A 25870-nucleotide genomic window follows, 5' to 3' on the forward strand; every position below is an offset into this window, starting at 1 on the left:
TTTTCTAAAAATGTAAACTTATAATAACAAATATTTTGATTTATAGTACGTATTTCATTATAGCATTTTAACGATAAAATGCTAAGCATGGGCTCACAAATAGAGAATATCTCTCCGTCTTTACAAAAGTCATTATTATATTTTTCGGATCAATCGATCGAGGGCATTGTTGTTTTGAATAGAGACTGGAAAATGATCTATTCCAATTCTAAATTTCAAAAACATTGGTCGTCTCCTCAATTTCGAATTCTTTACGAAAAGTTAATTCCCATTCTTCGTACCAAAACGTCCTGGGAAAAAGAATTTGGTTTGACCTCGATCTTACAAGAGAACGAAATCGAATTTCCTTCCTTTTTAAACGAAGCCAATCTAAAACTTCAACTGACAATTCACGATTTGGATCATTCTTACATGATTCGTTTTAGACCGGAAAATTCGATTCCTCCAAAAAAAGAATTCGATTTGAGTTATTTCGATAAGATCACCAATCTTCCGAATAAAAAATACTTTCTAAAACACTTCCCAGAACTCGTTACACAAAACTTTCGGAACACCGACGGACATTTTGTATTTTTCATTTCCTTCTCGAACCCCGACGCAGTGTCCTCTCAAGAAGAGAATTCTTACTTTGATTTGATTTCAGTGAAAGTTGCGGAGAGGCTCAAAAAATATCTCAACCCGAACGATTCGATTTTTAAGATCGAAGGTGATAGTTTTTTAATTTCTTCCACACAAATCGATTCGGAATCCAAAGCCGAGTGGTTCTGCGATTGTATCATTCTTCTGTTTAATTTTCCTTTTTCTTATGAAGAAAGAGAGTTTCACCTCAACGTAAACATCGGTTACGCGCGTTTTGAACCTGATTCGGGAACCGATATGAATGCGATTCGTATTCTGAAAGAATCTTTGCATCGTTCTTTTCTGAACGGTCCGAATTCTTATTTTTATTATGATCAGAATGCGATCCTCGCAACTTCGGAAAAAGCGAAGATAGAGATCGATCTTCGAAAAGTGTTAAATCGAAACGAGCTGGAGATTCACTTTCAACCGATCGTGAATATGAGAGAAAATCGAATCTTTTCCATGGAAACCCTTGTACGTTGGAATCATCCGAAAAAGGGAAAACTTCTTCCCGGAAGTTTTATCACGATCGCGGAAAATTCCAGCTTTATCAAAACGATCGGAGAATGGATGATCTGGGAGACGTTTCGATACTACGAAAATTCAATATTAGAATCCAAGAATATTTCCTTGTCGCTTAATATTTCACCGAAACAACTCGGCGATAAAAACATAGTTTCGCTTCTGAAAGAGGCGAGCAGCTATTATAAAATTCAGCCCGATCGTATTATCCTCGAAATTATCGAAAACTCTTTTGATTCTTGCGAGGCTCAGATCGGAAAAGTCGTAAGCACTTTGAGGGATTACGGTTTTAAATTTGCTCTCGATGATTTCGGTAAGGGTTATTCTTCCTTAGGGAGATTGATTCATCTCCCGATCGATTATATCAAACTCGATAAGATTTTTCTTTTTAATTATTTTCAGACTTCCACAAGGACGATCATTACTTCTCTGGTGAACTTGATTCAGGCGATGGGAAAAGCGATCATCGTGGAAGGGGTGGAGAATGAAATGCAACACAATCTTTTGCAGGAACTCAATTGTGATTTCGGTCAGGGCTATTTTTATTCGTATCCATTAGAAATCCAACAAGCGGAAGAATTGGTTTTGAATGAAAGAATCTTTTCGATTCCGGATTAGAACGCGCGTTGGAAAAGCCGAGGTGTTTGGTCCGACAAAATTGTTTTTTTGTAAATAATTCTTGAAGCGGACTTTAAGTCCGTTTTCGTATATTCTTTCCGGAGAGTTTTGTTTCGGAGATGAATTTGTGCGGGAACTCTCGCTTTTTTCAAAGAAAGATCGGCCAAGACTCGAAGATTCTTCCGTGTCTCGCAAGCTCTTCCTACAAAAAGCCTACGAGAACTCCGAAAATCTCAGTAATGAATCACCGATTTCAGTTTTTCAGGACTTCCGGAAAAACTTCCCTGCTTGGAAAAACTCTGAGAAGAATTTACAAGATCCAAATAACCGTCTCTGAAAGAAGAAAGATCTCTCTGCGCGTTCGGAGCTTTTTTTCCGGACGCATCCGAAAGAGCGGCTAACGCGAAAATCTCAAAAGCCAGGTCGGAAATATAAATTCGATTGAGATCCAATTCTTCCGCGCCGGATTTTTCCAAAATTCCTTTTAGGAGAGCGGACTTGGTTCGAATCGTTTCCGAAGCCTCCGTAGTGGAATCGGTCAATTCCTCCACGTATTTAAAGAACGAGTTTGTTACTTTTTCTCTCTTAAATCCTCGTAAGACGTGTTCGCTTAACAATAAATGGGTCCCTTCCCAAGTTTCGTTAATTATAGAATCGTTATGAAGCCTTGGAAGCGCCGAAAAATCTCCCACGATTCCGTTTCCTCCCAAGACCAAAATCGAATTGTATGTGATCTCGGTGGAAGTTGAAGAACATTTGTATTTCAAGAGAGGCGCCAAAACTTCTCCGGCTAATTTCAAATTCTCGGGTGTATGGTAGTGCCTAAAAACGGAAGTCAACATGGCGGTATGTTTGAGTCTTTGATCGCTGAGTTGTTTTAATAAGGATGGAAATTCTAAAATTTTACTTCCGTAAGCAGATCGAAACTTTGCGTATTCGTAGGCTTCCATCCAGGCCCTTCTCGAAATTCCGGAAGCCGCGAGAGAAACGTGAAGTCTTGAAATTCCAATCACATACTTGATCAGATTCGCAATCCCGTGAGCGGGTCTTCCTAACGCTTCCGCTTCGACCCCGTCGTAGATGATTTCAACGGTGAGTTTTCCTCTGGATCCGATGATATCTTTTTTACGAAGAATATGATGTCCGTTTAACGTTCCGTCGTCTTTGATTCTTGGAACTAAAAAAAGGCCGATTGTGTTTGTATCTTCTACTCTCGCAGTCGTAACCCAAAGATCTCCCGGATTGGAGCAGAACCATTTTTCTCCGGTAAGAATCCACTTTCCATTCTCTTGTTTTCTCGCGATCGTACGGTTTGCGCTTACGTTGGAACCGCCCACTCTTTCGGTCACATACTGTCCCGCCATAAAATGAGAATCACTTCCTTCTCCGGCGACCAAGGGTAAATATTTTTCCTTTTGTTCGGGAGTTCCGATTGATTCCAAAACCTTGATCATCCCTTCGGTCATTGCCAGAGGACAGGTCACGCCGCCTTCTCCGTTTTGATTTGCGAGATAGGCAAGCGCGTAACGATGGAGATCGGTGAAAGGATGTTTCCAAGAAGGATGATAGTTTAAATTTACGATTCCGTAATCATAGGAAATTTTTCTGGATTGTTTTTGTTCGTTGGAATAAACGATTTGATCGATACGATTTCCCGTTCGATCATATTTGACGACTTCTCCGTATTTGCCTTCTTTATGAGACGCTTCCGTAAGCTCGTCTAAGATTCCTCCCACAAGGTCTCCATAACCGAGGAGATGATCCAGCATCGCTTTCTTATGAGTTGCGTCATAACCTTGGGAATATTTTTCGACCAATGTCTGCAAGACTCTGTCTTCTTCGTAAAAATTCTTTCCTCGATTTCCTTTATAGTTGGAAATATCAAAAGGGGCAAGCCCCGGATTTATGGATGGATTATTCAAAGTATTTCTCTCCTCGTTCACTGAACTTTTCTAACTAAAAAATTGGCGATTTATTCTTTTTTAAAATATAGATTTTAGGAAAGTATAACGCCGCCCTCGTTTCCAAGCGAGCGAAAAAAGAAGCTAGTCCGAGAAGAGCTAACGTGCTCAGATTTTAGAATTCTATAAGTCGAAAAAATTTCTGAATAAACAAAACCGATTTCAGATCGAAATTTCATCCAAGATTTGTTCTGAAAGTTGTATGGTAAGAATTTTGTCTCTCAGCTTTGACAAGAGCTCCTGATCTTCCAGTTTTGTTCCGCTCGCCGTCTGGATATAAAAAGAATCATACGCATAATCCGCGCTAGTCGACACCCTCAAATATCTCACCTTCAAATTGAGATGAAGAATAATTTGGAGAATTCTATAAACCAAACCGACGACGTCGGGCATTCTTACTTCCATGATCGTTACATCCGGAAGATCGGAATTATAAAACATAACCGATCTGTTTACGATACTTTCAGGAGTCGGCTTTCTCGGATTCCAATCGGCTCTTTGAAAGGCGATACTTTCTCTTTTTAGATCTCCGGACGCGATCGCTTTCAGCTTAGCTTCGATACGATCCATTCTTTCCGGAGGAAGGTTTCCCCCGCCTGCGGAATCCGTTACTTGAATCGAGGTAATCCAATATTCTCCGAGAGTATAACTCTTCATTCCCAAAAGGCTAAGACCCTCGGAAGAAACCGCGCAGGAAAGATCCAAAAGAATTTCGGGTTGATTGACGGTAACGACATCGATCGTTACAAAAGCCGGGTCCTGTTCCGAGTCAAAAATCAAACCGCGAGCGGAATCCTGCGCAAGCGTTCCAATCGATTTAAAATTCCTTAATATTTTACGATTGGATACGGTGTTCAAATAGGAAGAAGGAGTTACCTCGTTCGCAAACTGGACGACTGATTTGGAAATTTCTTCTTCGAGACCTTCCTTTCCCATCAGATATTTTTCTAGGTTCTCGAGTTCCACGTCTCGATCCGGTCCGACCTCTCCGAAGTTTCCGTTGGAATCGCTGATAAGATAAGGAATCGTATTTTGATAAAGAGTATTTAAGATTGAGCTCTTCCAATTTGTAAGAACCCCCGAACCGACCGATTTGGTATCGATTACGGTAAGAATATAAAGTTTTCTTAATCTTTCTCTACTTCCCACAGTTCTTGCAAAATCAAAAACCAACTTCGGATCGCCGATGTCTCTCTTGGAACTTAGCTCGGACATAAGAGTGTGTTTTTCCACGAGAAAACGACAAAGATCCCGGTCCTCGTCGCTCAGACCCAATCGATCTCCGACGGAAGATACGAGTTCGGCGCCGTATTGAGAATGATCCCCTTCCTTTACTTTGCCCGCGTCGTGTAACAAAATTGCTAATGCGAGAAGCTCGATCTTGGAACATTCTTTGTAAGCCTTTTGCACTTCCGCGTCTTGAAACTCTCCCTTATCGAGAAGATCCAATTCGTGTAAGATCAAGAGAGTATGTTCGTCAACGGTAAACTCGTGATGATAACTAAAGAGCGGAAAATTTGTACAAGCTCCGAACTCGGGAAGAATCGCTCCCAGAACCCCGGACTCGTGCATGAGTTTCAAAACTCTTCCTCTCTGAGAAGGAGTTCTTAGAATTTTTAAGAATTCCTCGTTCACCTCTGGAGAATATTTGAAGTCGTCGTCCAGAAAATTGGAAGCAAAACGAAACTCGTTGAGAAGAGTTCCCGAAACTTGAAGATCTTTTTCCTGAATCATCCTAAAAGATAACATAACGTCTCGGTAGATCGTATGCGGGTTTGTAAACAAGGTTCCGATTACGGGAGGGAAAACCGTTTTACCGATTTTAAAAAAATGAAGATCCTCGTAAGGAAAACTTTCGCCTTCCGAGCTCTTTCTTTTTTCGATGATCGAATCCAAGTAAGTACGAATGATAAAATAAATATTCTTCTGATGTCCGTATAAAACGTACATAAACTTTTCCACCGAGGAAAGTTCAGTCTTTTTACCGAAGTTCAAGTATTCGGCTACTTCCTGTTGAAGATTGAGATCCAATCGATCCGTTTTTCTCGAAGTAATCACGTGCATCGCAATTCGAGTTCTCAAAAGGAAGTCGTATGCTTCCTGCAAAAGCTGAATCTCTCCTCTTTGAAAAACGGGAAGAATGGAAAGCCCGCCCAAAGAAGGAAGATTTCGAACCGATTTTTCCATCCAAAACATATATTGAATGTCCCGAAGACCGCAGAGATCGGTTTTAAGATTCGGTTCGCTTAACAAAATCGGACGTTCTTCTTTGAGAAAACGAGAGGAAAGAATTTCTTCCTTCGCCTGATTGTAATTTTTGGTTCGTTTTTCCGGAAGCTTTTCTAAAAAATCGGTTTTAAATTTTTCAAAGAGCGCGCGCGAACCCGCAAGAAAACGCGCGTCCAAAAAGGCATGATACGAGGACATGTCGTCGAGATATTGAAAACATTCTTTGATCGTTCTACAAGAATGTCCTACTTCCTTTCCGGAATCATAGAGATAAGTGTTGATCTTGGAGATAAGAGCGGCGAGTCTTTCTTCTTTGATTCCGTTGTGAAGATACAAAAGATCGATATCGGAATGAGGGGCCATTTCCATTCTTCCATAGCCGCCCATCGCCACCAGACAAATCTCATCGCCGGACTTAAATTCAACTCCCGAAGTTTCAAACTTGGAAAGTATAAACGAATCTACTATATGAGTAAGTTGACGGGAGACCAATCGTCCGCCGACGTTTTTACTTTTTTCCAAAAGTCTTTGAAAGCTGTAGGAGATATCTAACTGTAAAGGCATTTCAATTCCTAAAATAAATTCAACTTTCCAAAACTCGAGGACTGAGAACCTCGATTCCTCGAAAGATCAGTTTTAATTCTGTAAATCTTTTTTTGACTCCGAGAAATTTGGTCCGACAAAGGATTTCGCAAAAAAATTGCTTGTCTCCGAATGAAAGCCAGCTCCAGAAGAAAACCGAATTCTATACAACAAACGAGAATCCCGGAAAAATCCCGTCGGAGATACGACAACCCTTCCGTAAAAATCGCGCGCCCCACCCTGATCTTGGGTGGTGGGGAGCGGTGGCGGGAAAACTCGGGAAACTTTTCTCTATCAGAAAATCATAATTTTGCAAGTAAAAAGTCTCCCCTCTCCCTTTGTGGGAATTCCCACAAAACTTCCCAAAGGGTCGTTCTCATTCCTATGCTACTCTTCAACGCGTGGCAAGGATACTCGGAAATTAAGAACGGTGACGAATGATCTCTTCCTTTTTATTTTAACTTATCTCCGGGTTTTGCGTCCTTGTGAGGAATAAACAAACTCAACGATTCTCCTTCGCCGGAAGCGAGCAACATCGCTTCCGAAATTCCGAATTTCATCTTTCTCGGTTTTAGGTTCGCGACTACCACAACCTTTAGACCTTTCAGATCTTCCGGTTGATAAGCGACTTTGATTCCCGCGAACACGTTTTTGATTCCGAGTTCTCCGAGATCCACTTTGACGTTGACGAGTTTGTCCGCGCCTTCGACCGGACCGGCCTCTACGATTTGTCCCACTCTCAGTTCCACTTTTGCGAGATCGTCGATGGAGATTTCTAATCTTTCCTCGGTCGGAGTCGCGTTTGCGGTTTTTACCGCTTCTTCTTTTTTAGAATGTTCTGATACGGATTGTTTGTTTTCTTCTAACATTGCGCTGATTGCCTTTTCATCCACACGTTTTGTGATCATCTCGTACGGATTTACTTTCGTATTTTCTAATGCTTTAAAATTTGTTAAGTCTTTGAACTTCGGAGTTTCTTTCAATCCGAGCAAAGAGTAGATTTTTTCGGAAACCTTCGGAACCACCGGATACAAATAAACGGCGAGAATTCGGCTCGCGTTCAAAACTGTAGTTACGACTTCTCGGGTCTTTTCCGGATTCTCCTTGATCAGTTTCCAAGGAGCGTTGTCGTTTACATAACGGTTGACCGTATCTCCCAGACGAGTGATTTCTCTCATCACTCTCGCGTAGTTTTTCTGTTCGTATGCGTTTTTTATAATATCTTGAACGGATTGTTCCACGGTTCCGACTTTGATCGGTTGATCGAGCAATTCGTTTAACAATTCTTTTCCGTCTTCCGGAAGGGTTCCTAACGTTCGATCCAACTGATCCAAGATGCTCGTGGAAATTCTGGAAACAAGATTGACCAAATTTCCGACAAGATCGGAATTCACTCGGGCTGCGTAGTCGTCAAAGGAAAGATCCAGGTCGTCCATCCCGGGACTCAATTTTCCCGCGAGATAAAATCTTAGGTGTTCCGGATCCAGATACTTTGAATAAGTACTCGCGTTGATAAAAGTTCCGCGGGACTTGGACATCTTTTCTCCGTTTACGGTGATAAATCCGTGAACGTGAACATTCTTAGGGGTTTGATATCCGCTCCCGTGCAACATCGCGGGCCAAAACAAAGTATGAAAGTATAATATATCTTTTCCGATAAAGTGAACGATCTCCGCATTCTTATCTTTCCAAAAAGAATTAAATCGATCTCTGTCACCTTTGAAAAAATTCAAAGAAGAAGCCATGTAGCCGATCGGAGCGTCGAGCCAAACATAAAAGTATTTATTCTTCTCACCCGGAATTTCAAAACCGAAGTATGGTCCGTCTCGGGAAATATCCCATTCTTGCAAGCCGGCATCAAACCATTCTCTCAATTTCTTTTGAACGCCTTCCGTAACGTGATTTCCGCCTTCGATCCAATCCTTTAAGAATTCTTGGAAGTCCGCCAATTTAAAAAAGATATGATCCGAATTCTTAAGAACCGGAGAGGTTCCACAAAGAGAACAATGAGAATCGATCAAATCTTTCGGATTGTATGTTTTTCCGCAGACTTCGCAGTTGTCTCCGTATTGATCCTTGGATTTACAATTTGGACAAGTCCCTTTGATAAAACGATCCGGAAGAAACATCTGATCGTGTTCGCAATAAGATTGTTCGATACTTCTCCGCGCGATATGTTTGTTCTCTTTAAGCCTTAAATAAATTTCCTCGGAGATTTCTTTGTTCTCTTTCGAGTTTGTGGAATAATAATTATCGTATTGAACGCCGAATGCGCTCAGATCGCGGTAGTGTTCTTTTTGAACCCTTTCAATCAATTGTTCGGGAGTAATCCCTTCCTTACGAGCCGCGAGCATTACCGGAGTGCCGTGTGTATCATCCGCACAGAAAAAATAACATTCGTTTTCGATGGCTTTTTGATAACGAACCCAAATATCCGTTTGAATACCTTCCAATACGTGCCCTAGGTGAATTGGACCGTTTGCATAAGGAAGCGCAGAGGTAACTAATATTTTTTTACTCACAAAAGTCAGGTTCTTAAAATTTAGGCCAAAATCAACGTCTTTCTTTTCAGTTTTTCATTGCAAATCCAATGGTTAGGATAGAATTTTCTGAAAACCTGGAGGAACTCCCAATGCCAATGGAGAATCTTTCATCCCTTGCAAGCAAAGTCCTGCCGGGGCATGAATTCTATGAAAAGTTCAGAGAAGAATTAGACCCCGAACAAGAAATCTTTCATCTGAAGATGAATTATGCCAAGGTCCTCGTCAGTGTTTGGTCTTATTCCTGTATGGCGGACGGAATCTTTCATCAAAAAGAAGGAAGCTTAGTCGGTCAGATGGTAAAAGCTCTCTTTGAAGAAGGTTGTATTTTCTTCGATCATCAAGGCGAAAAGACTTCCATCATCAGCGAACTATCCGATGTGTTTGAAAATCCTCTTCCCGTAAAAACGATCCGAAACTTTTCGGAAGGAAATCCGATCATGGCCGCTGGTTTTTACGAAGACGCTTGTGTAATCGTTTCGATGGACGGAGCGCTTACAAAAAAAGAAAGAGAATTTTTAGACGACTTAGCAAAAGAACTCGAGATATCTTCTATGGATAAGAAGAATATCGAGAGCAGAACTCACGGAAAGAAGAAGTAAACCCCGTCTTTTGAAACAGATTCGTTTCTTACAGATCAGATCCTCGTTTCCCGGAAAACCTTTACGATGAACTGGGTCTGGGAAACGTTATTCTATCTTTTTATCTTCTACGCCGGGCTTCAGTTTCTGATGTCCGGTCCGATTATACAACTGTTAGTTAACTTTTTTTCGTTTCGACATTTCAAATTCAAATGGACGTCTTCCGGAATTCTTCTTCCGCTCTTTTACGTCATATCCAAAAACTGCACGATAGAATTTCCCGGAATTCTTAAAACCGATCAGGTTTATACGAGAATTTCTTCTCTCAACTTTCAGATCGATTTTTTTTCCTTATTCAAAGGTAAGTTAAGAATTCCATCTTCTTACTTTGGAAACTTCCACATGGACTATACTAACATCATCAGTCCCCACAAAAAAATCGGCCTGATGCCCAAACGTGGAAGAATCATATTCCAAAATATGAAAATAGAAAACGGATCGATTTCCATCGTGGATAAAACTCTAACACCGACGTATTCGATTCAACTCAGAGATATCGCGATCGAAGGCGGATATATGGACTCGGGTTCTCCGCTGGAACTTCTTTTTAGAACCAAAAGTGGATCCTGCAGACTCGGAAAACGAGGAAGTCTCAGAATCGGCGTTTTGGCCGGAGAAACAAGGGGATTTTTATCGTTAAGCGACATCACGTGGTCCGAACTCGCGGGTCTTCAAGTGATCCCCCTTCCCTTTCTAAAAAACAGAGTAAAGATCTACGGGGAATTCAAACATATAAACGCAGATCAAACCGCGGTCGAAGGAACACTCATTCATTTTGCGCCGAACTCCAACGATAAACCCGAACAGAGTTATCCTTTTCAATTTGTGATCGATTGGAAAAATTACAATCTTCCTTTCGATCTCGCGCTTCGGGAATTGATCTTAGAATTATTTTTGAAGATCAAACTTAAAGGTATGATGACGAGAACGATTCAGAGCGTCGCAAAAGGACTCTACGCAATCATCGGAAGAAATCGAAGACGTTAGACGAAACCAGAATCCTACTTTACAAAAAGTTTAACTTTCTTAAAAGGATCACTGCTCGATACAGAGGGAATATTTATTTCCGGTGGTACACGGTATCAAAGTAGACGCGTCTCCGGCCAATCCGTTGCCGGTCGCACTGTTCGTCCAATCGCTACAGTTGTTTGCATTGACCGTCCAATTTGTATTAAAACCGGACCAGAAATTCGCAGGCGGGACTCCAGTGCTATTGTAAAGCGTATTGTAGGCGATCAAACCGTTGTTATCCGAAGTCGCAATGAATGCATTGTTATCCGCTCGGTAATATTTTGTATTCTTAGCAATCGGCCAATCTGAGTTTCCGGGAATACGCGCTGCAACTCCGGCAAGAATCTTAGAGGTGATTCCTGCATAACCGGTGCAACCGGAATCGCCTCCGTTGATTCCAAAGGCATTCCCGCCGTATTGCATATTTCCCGCGGAAGCCCTGGTAACCGCAGCGATCCGTTTATCGTTGTTGAGAATTTTTAAGTTAAAAGAAACCGCGAGATTGGAAGGAGTTACGGAAACATTCAAAGCATACGTCTGATCAAAATAGTCCGACGCTCCGGCCGGGGTTAAATCGCTCGCCGTTACGGAAACCGAATCCGGATTTGCAAAGTTCATATCGTAATTATCGGGACCCGGATTAAAATGATCGATGGTGGCCGTCGTAGATAAACTCACGTGAGCCACGGGATCGTTTGGCCCCGTCGGTCCGCTCAAAGAAACATCAAAACTCAAAGCGGTCCCGTCTTCTTTGATTTCAATCGTCTCCCCGGGAATCTTTCCGTTGATGACGATCGTAGAACAATAAACGACAAGATTCGAAACGTCCGTGGAAACGTTTCCGGAAGGATTTTCAGTCGTGCCCGAATAGATCTTACAAGAATGATTGGAGGCGGAAGAATTCACACTCAATTGATAGGTTTGATTTTGAGAAACACGATTTGCAAATTGAAATCCTCCATTTGCGGAGATCGGAAGAATTTCGTTGTTCAATTGGATCTGAACCGTTCCGGATTTTAAACCCTGCAAGGTGCCGCTAAATTGAAAACCAGATGAGCTTGCTGCGGAAGAAACCGAAGTCTCCACAGTTTTTTGCACAATCGTAATCAGAGCGCCGCTCGGACCATCCAGAGAGAAGCGCTCCGCTTGAGCGCAAGAAAACAAAGCGCTCAAAGAAAATATAAATAGTATAAGTTTATAAAAAGAAATTCGCTTCATGGAATCTATTACTTCTATCTTTTAATTACCATTTTATAGACAAGCAATTCTATAGTTTTTTGAACTCTTTTTCATTCTTGAAATCGTATTCTGCAAAGGAAATAAGAATTTTGATTGGATTTACTTCGGTCCCTATTTTTTTCAGAGAAAAATTTCGCTAAGATTCTTCTCTGAAAAAAATAAACTTGGGAATTGTGGAAATAGCAGATTCTAACGCAACTCCTCCAATCAAAACAATCAAAGGAGAATACGATTCTTCTTAGATAGAATGAGAATATCTGGAATCAAGATCTCCCATTTCATCCTCTTTATTTTTATAGTTTATAAGATTTTCTTCTCGAAACGCCTTCGGAGATTTTTTTGTCTCTTTTAAAAATGCTCTGTGAAAAGCGGAGGAAGAACTGAATCCTACTGCCATTCCAATGGAAAGAATCGAACGATCGGGTTCGTCCAGAAGCATCACTTTTGCTTCTTTCACTCGATGATGATTGATAAACGAATTAAAATTCAATCCCATGTGTTCGTTTAAGAACGCGGATAAATGATGAACCGAAAGTCCCATTTCGGAAGCCAGAGAGGGAAGTCTCAGTTCTTCGTCTAAGTGGATCTTTTCGTTTTGCATCAACTCGTTCAACTTGCTTTCAACTTTTTCTATATTCAAGTCTTCTAAAAGAGATCTTTTTTCCAAATTCGAATCTCTTTGTTCGAAATTCTTCTCCGAAGCCAATTCTCTCGAAGCAACGTTTCCTTTTGAGAATTCGTCGTTTGCTCTTTGAAAATCCGCAACGATCGGAATAAATTCGCTCAAAATGATCGGAGAAAGAATCAAGAAGTAGTAATTGATCGTGTTGATCGGTTCGATGATCTTCGCACCTTCGAAATATCGAATCACTTCCGTCAGCTTGATGACGAGCAACACGCTAATGGATGGAAGAATTTTGAAAAGATTTCCCCGATTTTCCGAGGATCGAAGCGGCACCAACACCTGAAAAAGGAGATAGGCAAAAAATAAGAAACTTCCTAAGGAAATCACTTCCGAAAGATTAGGAATCTTAAATTCATCCAATAAATCCCAAACGACAACGATCGCTGCGGTGGCTGCGAAACTACGAAGCAAAAGTTTTCTGAGTGCAGAAAAGTCCCCGTCGTTAATTTGAGAAGTACCGTTTTTCGCCGTGATCGTAAGATTCGTAAAAAAGAATATTACCGTTACAGAGAAAAAAGCATAAAAGTATTGAGCCAGCTTCTTAGCAAGAGCGAACTCAGTGATAAAAATTGTAGCCGTAAACGACCAGAAAAGAGAGGCCATCAAAAAAAACAGCACCGACGTACCGAACCTCTTGTTACGATCCCTCTTAAATAGTCCAAATGCCGCGATGATAAAATAGAGCATCGCAGCTAAAGAGTAGTATTTAACCTCTTCCACATCCGAATCCTTAAGTATTTATTTGTATTTTTACCAGATATTTTGGTAACAAAGGCATTCCGAGCTTTTGCTCATTTTTTTACTTCTTGAGAATTATAAATCGTCACTTCCCGAAAATATTTCATTCTTTTACTTTTTGCCCCATTCCATTACGAACTCCAAACCAAAAGAGCGCCAAAAAAATGTCGAGAAGTGGCAAAAAGTTAGAAATTACTGATTTATAGGAAAAGTTATTGATTAATAACTCAATACGTTTTCAAAAAAATTTGGGAATTAGGCGTTCCTTAGAGATTGACCCGCTAAAAGAACAGAACGTTAGGAAATGATTTCCTAACGTGTCCATCCTTCTCTTTTACAAATCGAAAATCGAAATTTCAAAAAACATATTTTTCACACAGTCTTATAACAAAATTTAAAACTTTTACAACAGCTTTGACTTCGTTCTCTGATCCAAAAGGGACTTTGATAGAAGTCTTCCCTAATTTATAAGCAGCTAATTCCTTAATTATAGGTGGTGACGTATTCTACAAAAAAAAGAAGTAAATTAACTCTACATCGCTCAAATTTTGAAGATGTAAATGTTGTGGAGGGTCTGTTCATGATCAAACAAAGAAAGAAACAACATGCGAAAATAAAAAAAGAAACTCGCGTTTTATACATTCTTAGCTTATGCGTAAGTCTGTTATTTGTTTTTTTAAACTGTTTGCCAGGAGAAGGAAAAAAGGGAATGAACTTTTTCTTTCTTCCGAGTTCGAGCCTTTCCTTTCCTGGTGGAGATCCTACAGATCCGTCCAACGCGGCCGCACCAGCGCTCACTCCTTTGGCTCCTACGGGAACACTTTCGAATCCTTCAGCCACTACTTTGTATGTGAGCGGAGCTTCCGGAACTTCTTATTACGACATTTCTTGGTCTTCCGATATGAACGCTACGTATGAACTTCGTATTGGCGCTACCAATTGTACGGATGGAACCGTCAATGCAGGTGCGACCATAACCGCCTCCACTTCAAACACAAATCGAATTCAAGCGTCTTCTTTGGCCGCCGGCGCGAATCCAGTCAAACTTTGTCTCAAAAGTCCTGACGGAGCTACTACCTGGGATATGAAAAGTATCAGCGCCGTTCGAGACGACGCAGCTCCCACCATTGGATTTTCTCCAGCCGCTGGAACCTACGGGGCTTCCATTCCGAATATTAGTCTTACCTGCACCGATACCGGTTCTGCTGGTTGTCTTGCGACTGCTTATACTACGGACGGATCTACGCCTGGTATCAATGCGGATGGAACCGCGCCTTCCGGTTCTTATGTTTATTCCGCAGCGTTTGCGATTCCAAACAACGCTACCACCGACGTCAAAGTGATCGCAATTGATAAGGCCGGAAATAAAAGCGCTGTCAGCACAAGTCAATATATCGTTGCAGTAGGAAATCCTACGATTACAATCAATTCCGTTTCAAAAAGCGACTTGCGAAGTGCCGATAGCAGTGTGATCAAATGGCAATCGGATATCGCCGGAACTTACGAATTCCGTTTAGGCGGAACCAATTGTACTTCCGGAACCAACGGAACGGCCCTTTCGCCTGCCATCACAGGGAGCGCGACGGCGGCGACTGAGGTCACGACTACCATCCCCGGTTCTTCTTTAGCAGTCGGGGCCAACACGGTTCGAGTTTGTCTTACCACTTCCGGCAGCAATGTGGGTTATAATTCAAAAACTTTGAATATAGATAATACCGCGCCGACTGTAAGTTCTGCTACACCTTCCAACAATTCTTTGAGTTTGAGCGTGGATCAAAACACATTTGCATTCGTCTTTAGCGAAGCGATGGATAAAAGTGTGACGCCGCTTCCGGAACATCATGACAGTGGAGTCAGTGGAAATCCTCAAATCGCTTGGCCTACAATGACCGGTGCTTGGTCTTCGGACGGACTCACTTATACCGTTAGCCTAAACAGTAAATTACCGGAATTTCATAATTTCTATTTATTGTTCAATGATTCTGATTTTAAAGATAAGGCCGGCAACGTCGTTACGGGTGGATTCGTTGTTTCCAATAAGATCAGACTCAATTACCGCTCCGACGTGGAAACAAATCCTACTCTGATTTCGAGAACTCTTCAAAACGTTTGTTACGATGCTTCCGGAAGTGCAGTCGCGTGCGCTTCTTCCGGACAAGACGCTGAGTTTAATTCTACAACTCCTTATGGACTCGCGACTCCGACGACCATAGCGGGTTATCCGAACGATTATGTTACGACTGATACCCTCAACGGAAAATTTTGGAAGACCTGTCCGCCGGCCCACATTTGGTCCGGAGGAACTTGTGTACAAGATGGAACGGATCCTTACAATGTAAGCCTCGTGGCTCTGGGAATCCCCGCGATCATCGATCTGACTTGGGGAGAATCCTTAACTTATTGTTTACAATTAAATCTGAACAACGCAGGCGCCGGCTTTGCAGGTAAAAAAACCTGGAGACTTCCTACCTTGAGTGAACAGATGGGAATTCTCATTTACGATGGTGGAGGCACCAATCTGGGAAATGAAACGATTCCTGCTTCGAGCTTCCCCGGTTTTATCAGAAACAACTACCAAAGATATTGGACTTCAACGAATGGAGTCAGCGCTTCCTTAGCAAACGGTATTACAGGACCGGACTTGGCAAACGGAGCCAACGCTTGGGGTGCATGGCAGATTTCCGTCTTCGGAGGCGGGGCCCACTTAAACAACAAGGGTAAGAATTATTCTTGGGGTAATTACTGGCTCAACAAATACGCGACTCTTGCAATGTGTGTCGCGGATTGAACAAAGGAGAACTATGATGAAAACAATAAGAACAATACTGCTCCTCACAATTCTCTTCGGTTTAGAAAACGGAGTCACCGCAATCGGTGGCGCCTATTCCGATCTAGGAAACGGAATCATTCAAGATGCCGGAAATCGACTTCTCTGGAGAAAGTGTATTCGAGGTAGAGGAACCGCAGGGATGAACTATACGGATTGCGGCACATCTTCTGGTCCATCGGAAACCAGTAACTGGACCAATGCTCTCAATTATTGCCGTGGGTTAGGAACAACTCTCGGAGATGGAAGACAATGGAGATTGCCTTCCGTTAAAGAATTGATTTCGATCGTAGATTACAGAGTGACCTCGATGCCGATCATCAACGCCACTTTATTTCCGAATACGACTTCCGGAAGATATTGGACTTCTACAAATTCATTCGCTATGGGAAGTAGTCCGACGCTTTCCGGAAATGGGAATAACGAAAGTGATCCTAAACAATACGTAGCCTCTTCCGAAAACATAGATCAACACTACAAAATTCCCGAAGGAACAAGCTACAGGTCGATGGCCTACATCGTAGACTTTGCAATTGGCGGAGTTGTGGAATATCCGAAAACAAACACAAACGGATATGTTCGCTGTGTTACAAATTACTAATTGAAATTAACTCAGTGCCCTTTGGCTGAAAACCAAAAGACGCTGAGTTTACTTAAACGTAATCAATCGAAAAAGTTTGCGGCGGCCTTCACTCCAAAGAAAAACAAGCATTCAGCATAAACTCGATATTCTCTTTAGAAATTAAATCCAAACGTTCATTCCATTTTGCAACCGGAAGACTTTTGTCGTCCTTTTCAAGATAACTCATCTGTGGAATGAGTGTGTATGTCTGATTTGCACTGTGTACGTTCGAATTTGAAAAAGAGATTAAATTATGAACAACGGGAACACAGGTTGTTTGAGTCGGATCGCAGTATTCCACTCTTTGTTGAACGTGTCTAACGTGAATCTCCGCGTCCTTTCCGATCAACATTTTCTTTTTAGGAAATACCTTTTTCAGTGCAAGGACCAATTCCAACGCTTTCGTAAGATTTTTTTCTTTTAGAGAAGGTACATAAATTCTTCCCAAGAGTTCTTCTTGTCTCTTACGAATGCAAAGGTCGTCTTCCGGATTTAAAAATTCAGGATCCGGAGTCTTGGAACAAATCTCACGCACCGTATCTACGGAAAACGATTCGACGACGAGAGTCTTCGCAGTTTGTATCTTTTCAATTTTATTGTGATTTTCAGGTTCTTGCGTTTGCGCCGACGAACAGGAGAGCAAAACCAAGAATAAAAAGTAAAAGGAAATTCGGGATATCATATCTTTCGAAACAATGGTTCTTTCCATTTTTTGAATACATTTTCAATGGAGAATCCGGTTTTTCACCAAAGTGAGCCCTTTTCGTTCAAAAATATCCGACTTTCATTCCCACGAAAAGCCGGAATGCTCGTTTAACGGTGATTTTGAATCCGGCATTCCCCGGATAAAATTCCTCAAAGAGAACAATTCAATTTTGATAAACGAACTCGCGTTCGCTCGGAATATTAAGAATCGGAAAGTTAGTCGAAATCGCAAAAAAATCCTTCGACTTTTGAAATCAAATTTTTTTCACAACTCCTCTTTTCCATTCGAGAATTCAAAATTTATCATATATTCAAGATGTTATAAGGTGGGAATTTCGATTTGCCGATTAGACACAAAAATCATTTACGAAGTTGTTTAACGGTTAAATATATAAAAACAGGAGAATTATGATGAAATTTTTTGGAGTTCTTTTAAAAAGAGCCGCTATTACAGTTATCTTGATATTAATTGGTGGTCTGAGTTTTCTTTATTTAAAGTATCCGGATATCGGAAAGAAGGAAGAAATTAAAATCGCCCACACTCCGGAACAAGTCCGAAGAGGGGAATACTTAGTAAACAACGTAGCCGCTTGTATGGGTTGTCACACAGGCGAAAGAGATCCTCAAAAACTTTTTTATCCGTTTGATAAAAACATAGGAGCCGGAAATCTAAAGTTCGGCGAAGAGATGGGATTGCCCGGAACATTTTATTCTAGGAACATTACTCCCGCAGAAACCGGTTTGAAAAATTGGACCGACACTGATATTTTCTACGCGATAACAGCCGGCGTTTCTAAGGACGGAACTCCACTCTTTCCTCTCATGCCTTACGAAAATTACGCACAGATGGATAAGGAAGATATTTATTCCATCATAGCTTATATCAGAACGATCCCTGCCGTCGAAAATCAAGTTGAGAAATCACAAGCGAAGTTTCCTATGAACTTGATTATGAGAACCATACCAAAGGCGCCTGAATTTTCACAGAGACCCGAGCCGAAGGATACGGTAGCTTATGGAAAGTATTTATTTACGTTAGCTGCATGTAATGACTGTCATACACAAAAAGTAAAAGGGAAACCGGTCGAAGGTATGGAACACGCGGGAGGTTTTGAATTTTCTTTAATCACCGGAGGAAAAGCAGTCAGCGCAAACATCACACCCGATGTTAAGACGGGAATCGGTAACTGGACAAGAGAGACTTTCATCGCAAGATTTAAAGCGAGCGTAGCAGGGGCAAAAGCGAAACCAGATATCAAGCCTGGAGAGTTCAACAGTCTAATGCCTTGGTTGGAATATGCAGGAATGAGCGACCAAGATTTAGGAGCAATCTTCGCTTACCTCATGAGTTCGAAGCCTGTTTCCCATAAAGTTCAGACTTTTCAAAAATAATCAACTTATAAAATGCATAGAGCTCGCTCTATGCATGCGTACAAATTGGGCAACTGAGCCCGTTTTCAAATAAGTTATTTCCATATAAAAAAATCGACTAAAAAATGAAACCTGCCATAGAATCAATAATCTGAAATTTCAAAAACTCAGTTTGCTTACTTTTTTGGCTCTAAAGTAACTCTTTTATAACAAACGCTCTCAAAATAAATCATTAAAACACTAGTAATAGCTCTATATATCTGACAATTATCGTTTTATAATAAACGATGATAATATGCAAAAAGGCGAGTATACTGATATTGTTATGAAACGATCACTGCGACTCCAGATAATTTCGATCTACTCTTTACTGACAGTGATCAATCTCACCTTCGTCGCAGTTATGATTTTTGAAAATCAGACGGATTTATTGATCGATAACTTTACACTGGAGTCGGATCAAATCGCTAGAAAGATCCTCAAGAAGATTGAAGGTCTAGAAACCAAGAACTACGAAGATAAAGAACAATTAACGGACATAGAGAACAAACTACTAAGTATCGGGATTGAAAATTTTTCAATCGTCTCCGTAGAAGACCGTTCGGTTGAAAAGTTCAAGATCAATCTCGAACACGGAACCCCTACTTCTATCGATTATCTAAAGGGTAAATTAGCAACAATCATAAACGCCAAAGAAGCGATTAACAGTTCTTACGATATCGAACTCGATTCGGAAAACTTCATCGTAAGTCTTATTTTTTATCTTACGGAAAAGACCTTTTTAGTTTCTCAAGTCCGGGTAAAAGAGATATTAGATCGCCTCAATTCGTTATATATTCAGCTGGGTTTATTGCTTCTCTGGGGAATAGCCTTCCACATTCTTTTTGGAATCTTTCTCTATCGAAAGATCTTCGTTCGACTTTTTATTCTTAAAGAAGTCAGCGAAACTATGGCTACCGGCGACTTGAGCGCGCGCGCCATTTGGAATTTTTCCTCTAAGGACGAATTGGATCTTTTAGGAAGCACCTTCAACGGAATGGTGGAAAGAATTTCTTCCCAAGTAGAAAGTTTAGAACACAAGAACAATCAAATTCAAACGGAATTGGAAATCGGTAAGAACGTTCAAGAATGTTTACTCCCCGGTAAAAGAAGAAAATTCAATCTCATTACCTTGGATATTTTTTACAAACCGATGCGAGAAGTTAGTGGAGATATCTACGACGTAATCGAAATCAACGAAGATAGAACCGTATTCTTTCTCGCAGACGCCACCGGCCACGGGGTTTCCGCCGCGCTCATCACATCCATTATCCATTACAATATTGAAAACATCATGAAGGAAACGGTTAACCCTTCCTTTATCTTTACTCGTTTGAGCGAAAGGCTCTTTGATACTCTGCAAGGTTCTTTCTTTGCGACCGGTATTTTTGTTCTCTTTGATAAGGAAGGATACGCCTACTTCTGCAGTGCAGGCCACAACCCAATCTACTATTTTAGAAAGAATAAGGATAAGATCATCACCCTCGATTCCACAGGGCATATCCTCGGAATCGGAATTCCGGAAGAATACCAAGTTCTGAAAATCAAAACGGAACCGGGCGATAAAATTTTAGTTTATACGGACGGGATTCTCGATGCGACCGCTCCAACGGGAGAACAATTCGGGGACGATCGTCTTCTTCAACTTTTTCAATCGAACGTTCACTTAGATGCAAAAGAAATTACGTCGATTATCAAAAAGGAAGTCGATATTTTCGCGGATCATTTCCCTGACGATGTTACGTTCGGAATTATCGAAATTCAATAACTATGAAGAAGAGCGTTGCCATATCCATTATAGGATTTCTATTGATTCTTCCTCTCGGATTTATCGTTTTAGAGACGAAACTTTTCGAGTTGAGAATTATATTAGAAAGACGTAAAATTCTTAATTTCTCTTTTTCTAGCGAAATCCTACGCTCTAAGTTTGAAGGAATCATTTCAAACAAAGAAAACATCAAAGCGGAAATGAAATTGAATCATCTTCAAAGTTCGATGATCAATAATTCTCAGGACGCTGTTTCTTTAGAACCTTCGTTTTTACACGAAACAGGCGCGGTTTTAATCAACTCGGTTCGGTCCCTCTCCTTAAAAGCTGGTATCAATCTTCATCTTAATTCTTCCAAAATTCGTCTTCTGGAGCACGCGTTTGCTTTGGAGAGAAACCAGTTTTACAAAGAAGCTTATAGAACTTATGAAGAATCCTTTGATCAATTCGGCAAAGAATCGGAAGAAGGCGGCTTTATCCAACTTCATCAAGGATTTTGTCTCGCCGTTCAGGGAGAATTCGACACCGCTCTCAAACCTCTCTATGAAGTGAAAGCAAATCATCCCGGGACGTTGCTCTCAAGCGACGCCGAAATTCTTATCTCGCTGATTTTAAAAGCAAAACAGAGTGAAAAGGAAATCGAATCGACCGAAGACGATCCCGAAAAAAGAGCGAGAGCCTACTTTGCAAAAGGAAACTACGCGAAGGCCTTGGAAGAAATCGCAAGAGCAAACATAGATTCTCCCGAGATGAATTATATCAAAGGTTATTCTTTGGAAAAAACGGGACATCAACCCGAAGCGATCAAAGAATACGCGAGTCTTGCGTTTTCAGATAAGAACAAAGAAATCGCGATCAAGGCGAATCGAAGACTTCTGATGCTCGGTTATTATTACAACGCAGGTTCTGAAATCGCAAGTCTTTCGGATAAGAACGCGGAAAGACTCGGAGATACTTCGGAAGCGAAGGAAATCAAAACTTCCTCCGAAAAATTAAAACAACCGAGTCGATCACTCGACGGTTCTGAAGAAAATAAAAATTCGAAATTGGATATTGAAATTTCGAAAAAGAACCAAGCCGTATTGGACGAAGTTCTTCAAAGATCGAATCAATTCTTAAAGAAGGTGGAAGCGCAAGCCCCGCCGAAAGCCCAAATCAAGATTATCGTTTCCGATGCCGATCCTGTTTATGCAAACAGAATCGTGATCAACGGAGACCAAACAAAATTGTATTCTACACACTTCCCGATCACGCTCCCGACCTATACGATCGAATCCATCTCGATGGATAAAAATGCCACAAAGGATTCCAAACTAGTAATGACAAAAGATACGAACAAACAATCCTTCTTAAAGGCTTCCTTTGAAGAGGATACGATAACCGTGATCGATAAATCCTCCAAGACGAAGGTCCCGATCAATTCTGCTATTAAGATCGAGGTAGTTCAATGAGCAGAATTATTCTCATTCTTACAATTTTTATTTTTTCTTTGGAAATCTCCGCTCATAGAATTCTCTTAAAAAGTGGAGAAGAGATTTCGGGTAACGTTACGGAAAACGATCCTACCCTGGAAGAAATTACGATTCAAACCGACGACGGCGAAAGAAAAATCAAAAAAAGCGAGATCTCCGAAATGCGTTTCGAAGAAGCCGGAAACTTTCTTTGTTTAGAATTGGACGAAGATCCGAAACGGACCTGTACTCATAAAATCACCAAGATCAACCCGCAAACAATTTACTATGTTACTGAAGGCGGAGAATATCTCAGGGTCGCGCTGGAAAGGGTGAAATTTGCGCAGATCAAAGAACCTTCCGCGAGAATTCTACAACAACTTTCAAAAACCAATATAAAGTTTACCGTCTCTTCGGAAACTGACGACGATATCCTTTCTAAAATTTCGATTCTTAACGACGAGTCCATCATGGTAACTCGGGGAGAAGCGGAATCTCCAGTCATATTAGAAAATAAGAATATATCAAAATTGGTTTATAAACCCGAAGACCTTACTCCGAAAAACCCGGACACGAGTCTGGTAATGTGGGATTATCTGATTCCCGGTTATTATCTTCAAAGAAAGAATTATACGAAATCCGGATATGCGATGATGGGACTTACCGGTTTTTTTATCGCGGGCGCCGCCTACGAATACTACGCCGGAATCAACGTCAAAGAAAAACAACCTCTGTTACTTCCTCAAGAAAACGGGACTTTTCTTTTGTTTGATCAGAGCAACTCGGAATACGCCAGACACAAACAGTTGAACCACCTTTTTTTGATTTCTTTATCAATTAATTATTTATTAAACACGGCTTTAATTTCCTTTCCCGCGGTTTTTTCGATCGCGGCCACGGAAAGAAGCCTTCCTTATGCGATGACGAAGGAAAGAAACATCGAATTTAAAATGACGTATACTTTTTAGGAGACAAGAAACTTATGCAAAACACAAACTCAGGCGGAATAGCCTCTAAAGACGAACTGATGGTTCAGGAGATCACCGACTCTCACGTAGCGGGCGTTCTTAAAAAGAACATGGCGATCCTGAAAACGACCGGAGAGATCAGCCTCTTCTCGGCGAAGAAGTTCAAAGAAGCGATGACTGACAGAATCGAAAACGGAGTAAACATTTTTTTAGTGGATTTGTCTACTACGACTCATATCGATTCTTCCGGCTTGGCGGCTTTTATTAGTACACAAGCGAGACTTTTCAAAGAAGCTCAAGGAAAGATCATCATCTTCAACGTTCCAATGCATCTTCAAAAGATCTTCGAACTTACAAGGCTCGATAAACTGATCGGAATTACACTCGACTTAGACGCGGCTATGGATAAGGCTATTTCCTAATCTTAGAAGTCGATTGCCTCCGAAATCGGGAATCCCCGATTTCAAAATGAGTTGCAATGAGTGGAATGCTTCCTAAGCTTTCCTGCGATGGCAGGAAAGCTTTTTCTTATCGGTTCAAACGTGCTCTTAACGGGAGTTCCGATCTTGAACGAGCTGCACGAACACTACAGCGCGTCTCTGATTCTCAGTAAAGACAAACCCTTTCGATTTAGAACCGGGTCCAGCGATTGGATAGAATCTCAGGCCATCTTTGTACGTCCCAATGTTGAACAGCAACTGGATGCCCAGAACGAAGACGTATTTATCTTTCATTTTGATCCCGATAACATCCGTGTTCACGGGGCATTCTTTCAATTCTCATCCGATTATTTGGAATTGGATTCTAATCTTTATAAGAGAATCTTAAAATTCTTAAAAGCTCCAAAATCCGAGGAAGAAGCGATTTCTCTTTGGAAACAAATATTAAACGAACTCAAAAAGGATCAGAACGTTCCGCAGGAACGTGATTCAAGGATCGAACGTGTGGTCCAAACACTTTCGGAATCAGTTCCCGAAATTGTTTCTTTGGAAGAATTGACCAAGTCTTCGGGTTTGTCAGAAAGCAGATTGATGCATTTGTTCAAAGACGAAGTCGGAATTCCGATGAGAAAATACATTCAGTGGTTGAGAATCAAAGCTTGTGTTCTTTCTCTTTCCAAAGGGAACTCGCTCACGGTGGCGTCTCACGACGCAGGCTTTGCGGATCAGGCTCATATGAGCCGAACATTTCGAGAAATGTTCGGTCTCAAACCCTCACTTTTTTTAAAAAATAGCAGTTCCGTTCAAGTAATCTTCTGCGATTTCGAAGATGATATGCAACTCTAAACGAAGCCGTCTCATCCGTGTTCAACGAAACGGAATCGAGAAACGGCGTCTAACAACGATGAAGGGAGTTGAAGATGAAACCAATCGAACAATGGCTGACCGAATACGCGGATAGCCACCAAAATAAAATCAACAAAAGAATCCATTGGATCATGGTGCCGACCATCATGTTCACTTTACTCGGAATGTTATGGGCCATTCCTTCCGGATCCATCCAGAGTATTCTTCCGGAATCATTGGGACAGGCTCGTCTCTTTTTAAACTGGGCGACGATCTTCGCTTTAGTTACGGGAATATTTTATCTCAGACTTTCCATCCCTATGTTTATCGGGATGATGCTCATGGTCGTCGCGATGTTGTCCGGAATCTATTACATCGCCCTTTCCGGTGTCTCCACGCTGATCAGTATTTCCGTAGGAGTTTTTATCGTGGCTTGGGTCTTTCAATTTATCGGTCATAAGATCGAAGGAAAAAAACCTTCCTTCTTCAAGGATCTTCAATTTCTTTTGATCGGTCCCGCTTGGTGTTTGAGTTATTTCTACAAAAAAATCGGCATTTCCTACTAGGACTTCGATTTAACAAATCGATTGGAAGATATAGGTCTTCCGATTCGGATCAATGCGGGACTTTTTTTAGTCCCGTTCTTTTTATTCACATAAGAGCGTATTCGAATCCGTTCAACCTGATTTAAAACTTAGATCGACGTTTGCAAAACGTTTGACTCGGTAGAAATACAAACTATAATTTTCGTCCCGAAGGAGCGTCTAATTTGAAAGCACAACCCGACTCAAAATTTCTTACGAGAAAAGACTTTTTGCATTCTTCCACAAAACTAATCGTTTTATTAGGAACCGCAGGAGCGATCTTTCCGAATATCAACGATTGTTCTTCCGCGCCTGCAGGAGCACAAAACAAAGGCCTTGATTTCGATACACTTTCCGATTCTTTAAAATACTTAGACACATTAGAAAAGTCGAATTCACTTTCCGGCTATGGAAATTGGGACGCGGGAAAGATATTTCTTCACTGCGCTCAATCGATCGAATATTCAATCCAGGGTTATCCTGAAAACAAAAGTGCGTTCTTTCAAAATACGATCGGCAAACTCGTTTTTCTAAAATTTTCCTTCTCTAAAAAAATGTCCCACGATTTGGAAGCTCCGATTCCAGGAGCCGCAGAAATCAAAACCGATACGGATTGGAAACAAAGTCTCGCAATCCTGAAAGAAACGATCCTGAAATTTCAAGTTTACGGAGGAGAACTCAAACCTCATTTTGCGTATGGGCATTTATCCAAGGAAGAATACGACCAGGCACACGCGATGCATATCGCGAACCATTGCAGTTTTATAACCGCAAGCGTGACTTCGTAATCGATACGCAAAACTACATTAAAATTTCTGAATGCGATTGAGTTTGTTTTGAAAATTATTTTTAGATTCTTCAT

At 41.1% G+C, this 25870-nt stretch carries 19 protein-coding genes; 13 read left to right on the top strand and 6 right to left on the bottom strand.

Going from position 1 to position 25870, the window contains the following annotated elements; all coding sequences use genetic code 11:
• Window positions 1-87: 87 nt before the first annotated feature.
• Window positions 88-1761: a GGDEF domain-containing phosphodiesterase gene (locus tag A0128_RS16660; protein ID WP_069608534.1), complete on the top strand. Its 1674-nt coding sequence runs from the start codon at window positions 88-90 to the stop codon at window positions 1759-1761.
• Window positions 1762-1994: 233 nt separating this feature from the next.
• On the opposite strand, the gene A0128_RS16665 is transcribed toward A0128_RS16660, so the two are convergent.
• The 3 genes from A0128_RS16665 to metG form a co-directional block, all read right to left on the bottom strand.
• Window positions 1995-3683 (bottom strand): acyl-CoA dehydrogenase family protein, encoded by a 1689-nt coding sequence (locus tag A0128_RS16665; protein ID WP_069609362.1) that lies wholly within the window; start codon window positions 3681-3683, stop codon window positions 1995-1997.
• 201 nt (window positions 3684-3884) lie between these two features.
• On the bottom strand, window positions 3885-6515 hold the full coding sequence (locus A0128_RS16670; RefSeq protein ID WP_069608535.1) for a [protein-PII] uridylyltransferase family protein: 2631 nt from the start codon (window positions 6513-6515) through the stop codon (window positions 3885-3887).
• Between the two features lie 470 nt (window positions 6516-6985).
• On the bottom strand, window positions 6986-9055 hold the full coding sequence (gene metG, locus A0128_RS16680) for a methionine--tRNA ligase (protein ID WP_245667168.1): 2070 nt from the start codon (window positions 9053-9055) through the stop codon (window positions 6986-6988).
• Between the two features lie 116 nt (window positions 9056-9171).
• Between metG and A0128_RS16685 the strand changes: the two genes are divergently transcribed.
• On the top strand, window positions 9172-9675 hold the full coding sequence (locus A0128_RS16685) for a tellurite resistance TerB family protein (protein ID WP_427854353.1): 504 nt from the start codon (window positions 9172-9174) through the stop codon (window positions 9673-9675).
• Between the two features lie 66 nt (window positions 9676-9741).
• Complete coding sequence (locus A0128_RS16690; protein WP_069608539.1) at window positions 9742-10701, top strand: hypothetical protein; 960 nt, start codon at window positions 9742-9744, stop codon at window positions 10699-10701.
• Between the two features lie 48 nt (window positions 10702-10749).
• On the opposite strand, the gene A0128_RS16695 is transcribed toward A0128_RS16690, so the two are convergent.
• Together A0128_RS16695 and A0128_RS16700 are read right to left on the bottom strand one after the other, a co-directional pair.
• A complete protein-coding gene (locus tag A0128_RS16695) occupies window positions 10750-11943 on the bottom strand; it encodes a DUF1554 domain-containing protein (RefSeq protein ID WP_069608540.1) in 1194 nt (397 codons plus the stop codon).
• Between the two features lie 259 nt (window positions 11944-12202).
• Complete coding sequence (locus A0128_RS16700; protein ID WP_069608541.1) at window positions 12203-13369, bottom strand: helix-turn-helix domain-containing protein; 1167 nt, start codon at window positions 13367-13369, stop codon at window positions 12203-12205.
• A 727-nt stretch (window positions 13370-14096) separates the two neighbouring features.
• Here A0128_RS16700 and A0128_RS16705 point away from each other — a divergent pair.
• On the top strand, window positions 14097-16175 hold the full coding sequence (locus A0128_RS16705; protein WP_162274114.1) for an Lcl domain-containing protein: 2079 nt from the start codon (window positions 14097-14099) through the stop codon (window positions 16173-16175).
• 13 nt (window positions 16176-16188) lie between these two features.
• A complete protein-coding gene (locus tag A0128_RS16710) occupies window positions 16189-16815 on the top strand; it encodes an Lcl C-terminal domain-containing protein (RefSeq protein ID WP_083244158.1) in 627 nt (208 codons plus the stop codon).
• An 88-nt stretch (window positions 16816-16903) separates the two neighbouring features.
• On the opposite strand, the gene A0128_RS16715 is transcribed toward A0128_RS16710, so the two are convergent.
• Window positions 16904-17518 (bottom strand): hypothetical protein, encoded by a 615-nt coding sequence (locus tag A0128_RS16715; protein WP_156781866.1) that lies wholly within the window; start codon window positions 17516-17518, stop codon window positions 16904-16906.
• A 431-nt stretch (window positions 17519-17949) separates the two neighbouring features.
• Between A0128_RS16715 and A0128_RS16725 the strand changes: the two genes are divergently transcribed.
• The 8 genes from A0128_RS16725 (at window position 17950) to A0128_RS16760 (ending at window position 25796) form a co-directional block, all read left to right on the top strand.
• Window positions 17950-18933 carry a c-type cytochrome gene (locus A0128_RS16725; protein ID WP_069608546.1) on the top strand — a complete coding sequence of 328 codons (984 nt, stop codon included), beginning with the start codon at window positions 17950-17952 and terminating at the stop codon, window positions 18931-18933.
• A gap of 304 nt (window positions 18934-19237) precedes the next feature.
• Window positions 19238-20719 carry a SpoIIE family protein phosphatase gene (locus A0128_RS16730; RefSeq protein ID WP_069608547.1) on the top strand — a complete coding sequence of 494 codons (1482 nt, stop codon included), beginning with the start codon at window positions 19238-19240 and terminating at the stop codon, window positions 20717-20719.
• Window positions 20720-20721: 2 nt separating this feature from the next.
• Window positions 20722-22170, top strand: a complete 1449-nt coding sequence (locus A0128_RS16735) for a tetratricopeptide repeat protein (RefSeq protein ID WP_069608548.1) — start codon at window positions 20722-20724, stop codon at window positions 22168-22170.
• Window positions 22167-23138, top strand: coding sequence for an LB_137 family protein (locus A0128_RS16740; RefSeq protein ID WP_069608549.1), 972 nt, complete (start codon window positions 22167-22169; stop codon window positions 23136-23138). Before A0128_RS16735 ends, A0128_RS16740 begins: the two co-directional genes overlap by 4 nt.
• Window positions 23139-23152: 14 nt before the next feature.
• A complete protein-coding gene (locus A0128_RS16745; RefSeq protein WP_069608550.1) occupies window positions 23153-23560 on the top strand; it encodes an STAS domain-containing protein in 408 nt (135 codons plus the stop codon).
• 87 nt (window positions 23561-23647) lie between these two features.
• Window positions 23648-24424, top strand: coding sequence for a helix-turn-helix domain-containing protein (locus A0128_RS16750; RefSeq protein ID WP_069608551.1), 777 nt, complete (start codon window positions 23648-23650; stop codon window positions 24422-24424).
• 74 nt (window positions 24425-24498) lie between these two features.
• On the top strand, window positions 24499-24990 hold the full coding sequence (locus A0128_RS16755; protein ID WP_069608552.1) for an Mpo1 family 2-hydroxy fatty acid dioxygenase: 492 nt from the start codon (window positions 24499-24501) through the stop codon (window positions 24988-24990).
• A gap of 203 nt (window positions 24991-25193) precedes the next feature.
• The gene (locus tag A0128_RS16760; protein ID WP_069608553.1) at window positions 25194-25796 is read left to right on the top strand and encodes a DUF1569 domain-containing protein; all 603 of its coding nucleotides are present in this window, start codon (window positions 25194-25196) and stop codon (window positions 25794-25796) included.
• Window positions 25797-25870: the final 74 nt, after the last annotated feature.

The sequence above is a fragment of the Leptospira tipperaryensis genome (assembly GCF_001729245.1).
Taxonomy (GTDB): Bacteria; Spirochaetota; Leptospiria; order Leptospirales; family Leptospiraceae; genus Leptospira; species Leptospira tipperaryensis.

Bases quoted from the DNA above. Each gene is read 5' to 3' on its own strand.
- A0128_RS16685 (WP_427854353.1), top strand. From the start codon at position 9,172: ATGGAGAATCTTTCATCCCTTGCAAGCAAAGTCCTGCCGGGGCATGAA.
- A0128_RS16735 (WP_069608548.1), top strand. From the start codon at position 20,722: ATGAAGAAGAGCGTTGCCATATCCATTATAGGATTTCTATTGATTCTT.
- A0128_RS16755 (WP_069608552.1), top strand. From the start codon at position 24,499: ATGAAACCAATCGAACAATGGCTGACCGAATACGCGGATAGCCACCAA.
- A0128_RS16740 (WP_069608549.1), top strand. From the start codon at position 22,167: ATGAGCAGAATTATTCTCATTCTTACAATTTTTATTTTTTCTTTGGAA.
- A0128_RS16705 (WP_162274114.1), top strand. From the start codon at position 14,097: ATGAACTTTTTCTTTCTTCCGAGTTCGAGCCTTTCCTTTCCTGGTGGA.
- A0128_RS16690 (WP_069608539.1), top strand. From the start codon at position 9,742: ATGAACTGGGTCTGGGAAACGTTATTCTATCTTTTTATCTTCTACGCC.
- A0128_RS16750 (WP_069608551.1), top strand. From the start codon at position 23,648: ATGGCAGGAAAGCTTTTTCTTATCGGTTCAAACGTGCTCTTAACGGGA.
- A0128_RS16710 (WP_083244158.1), top strand. From the start codon at position 16,189: ATGATGAAAACAATAAGAACAATACTGCTCCTCACAATTCTCTTCGGT.
- A0128_RS16730 (WP_069608547.1), top strand. From the start codon at position 19,238: ATGAAACGATCACTGCGACTCCAGATAATTTCGATCTACTCTTTACTG.
- A0128_RS16745 (WP_069608550.1), top strand. From the start codon at position 23,153: ATGCAAAACACAAACTCAGGCGGAATAGCCTCTAAAGACGAACTGATG.
- A0128_RS16660 (WP_069608534.1), top strand. From the start codon at position 88: ATGGGCTCACAAATAGAGAATATCTCTCCGTCTTTACAAAAGTCATTA.
- A0128_RS16715 (WP_156781866.1), bottom strand. From the start codon at position 17,518: ATGATATCCCGAATTTCCTTTTACTTTTTATTCTTGGTTTTGCTCTCC.
- A0128_RS16695 (WP_069608540.1), bottom strand. From the start codon at position 11,943: ATGAAGCGAATTTCTTTTTATAAACTTATACTATTTATATTTTCTTTG.
- A0128_RS16725 (WP_069608546.1), top strand. From the start codon at position 17,950: ATGATGAAATTTTTTGGAGTTCTTTTAAAAAGAGCCGCTATTACAGTT.
- A0128_RS16670 (WP_069608535.1), bottom strand. From the start codon at position 6,515: ATGCCTTTACAGTTAGATATCTCCTACAGCTTTCAAAGACTTTTGGAA.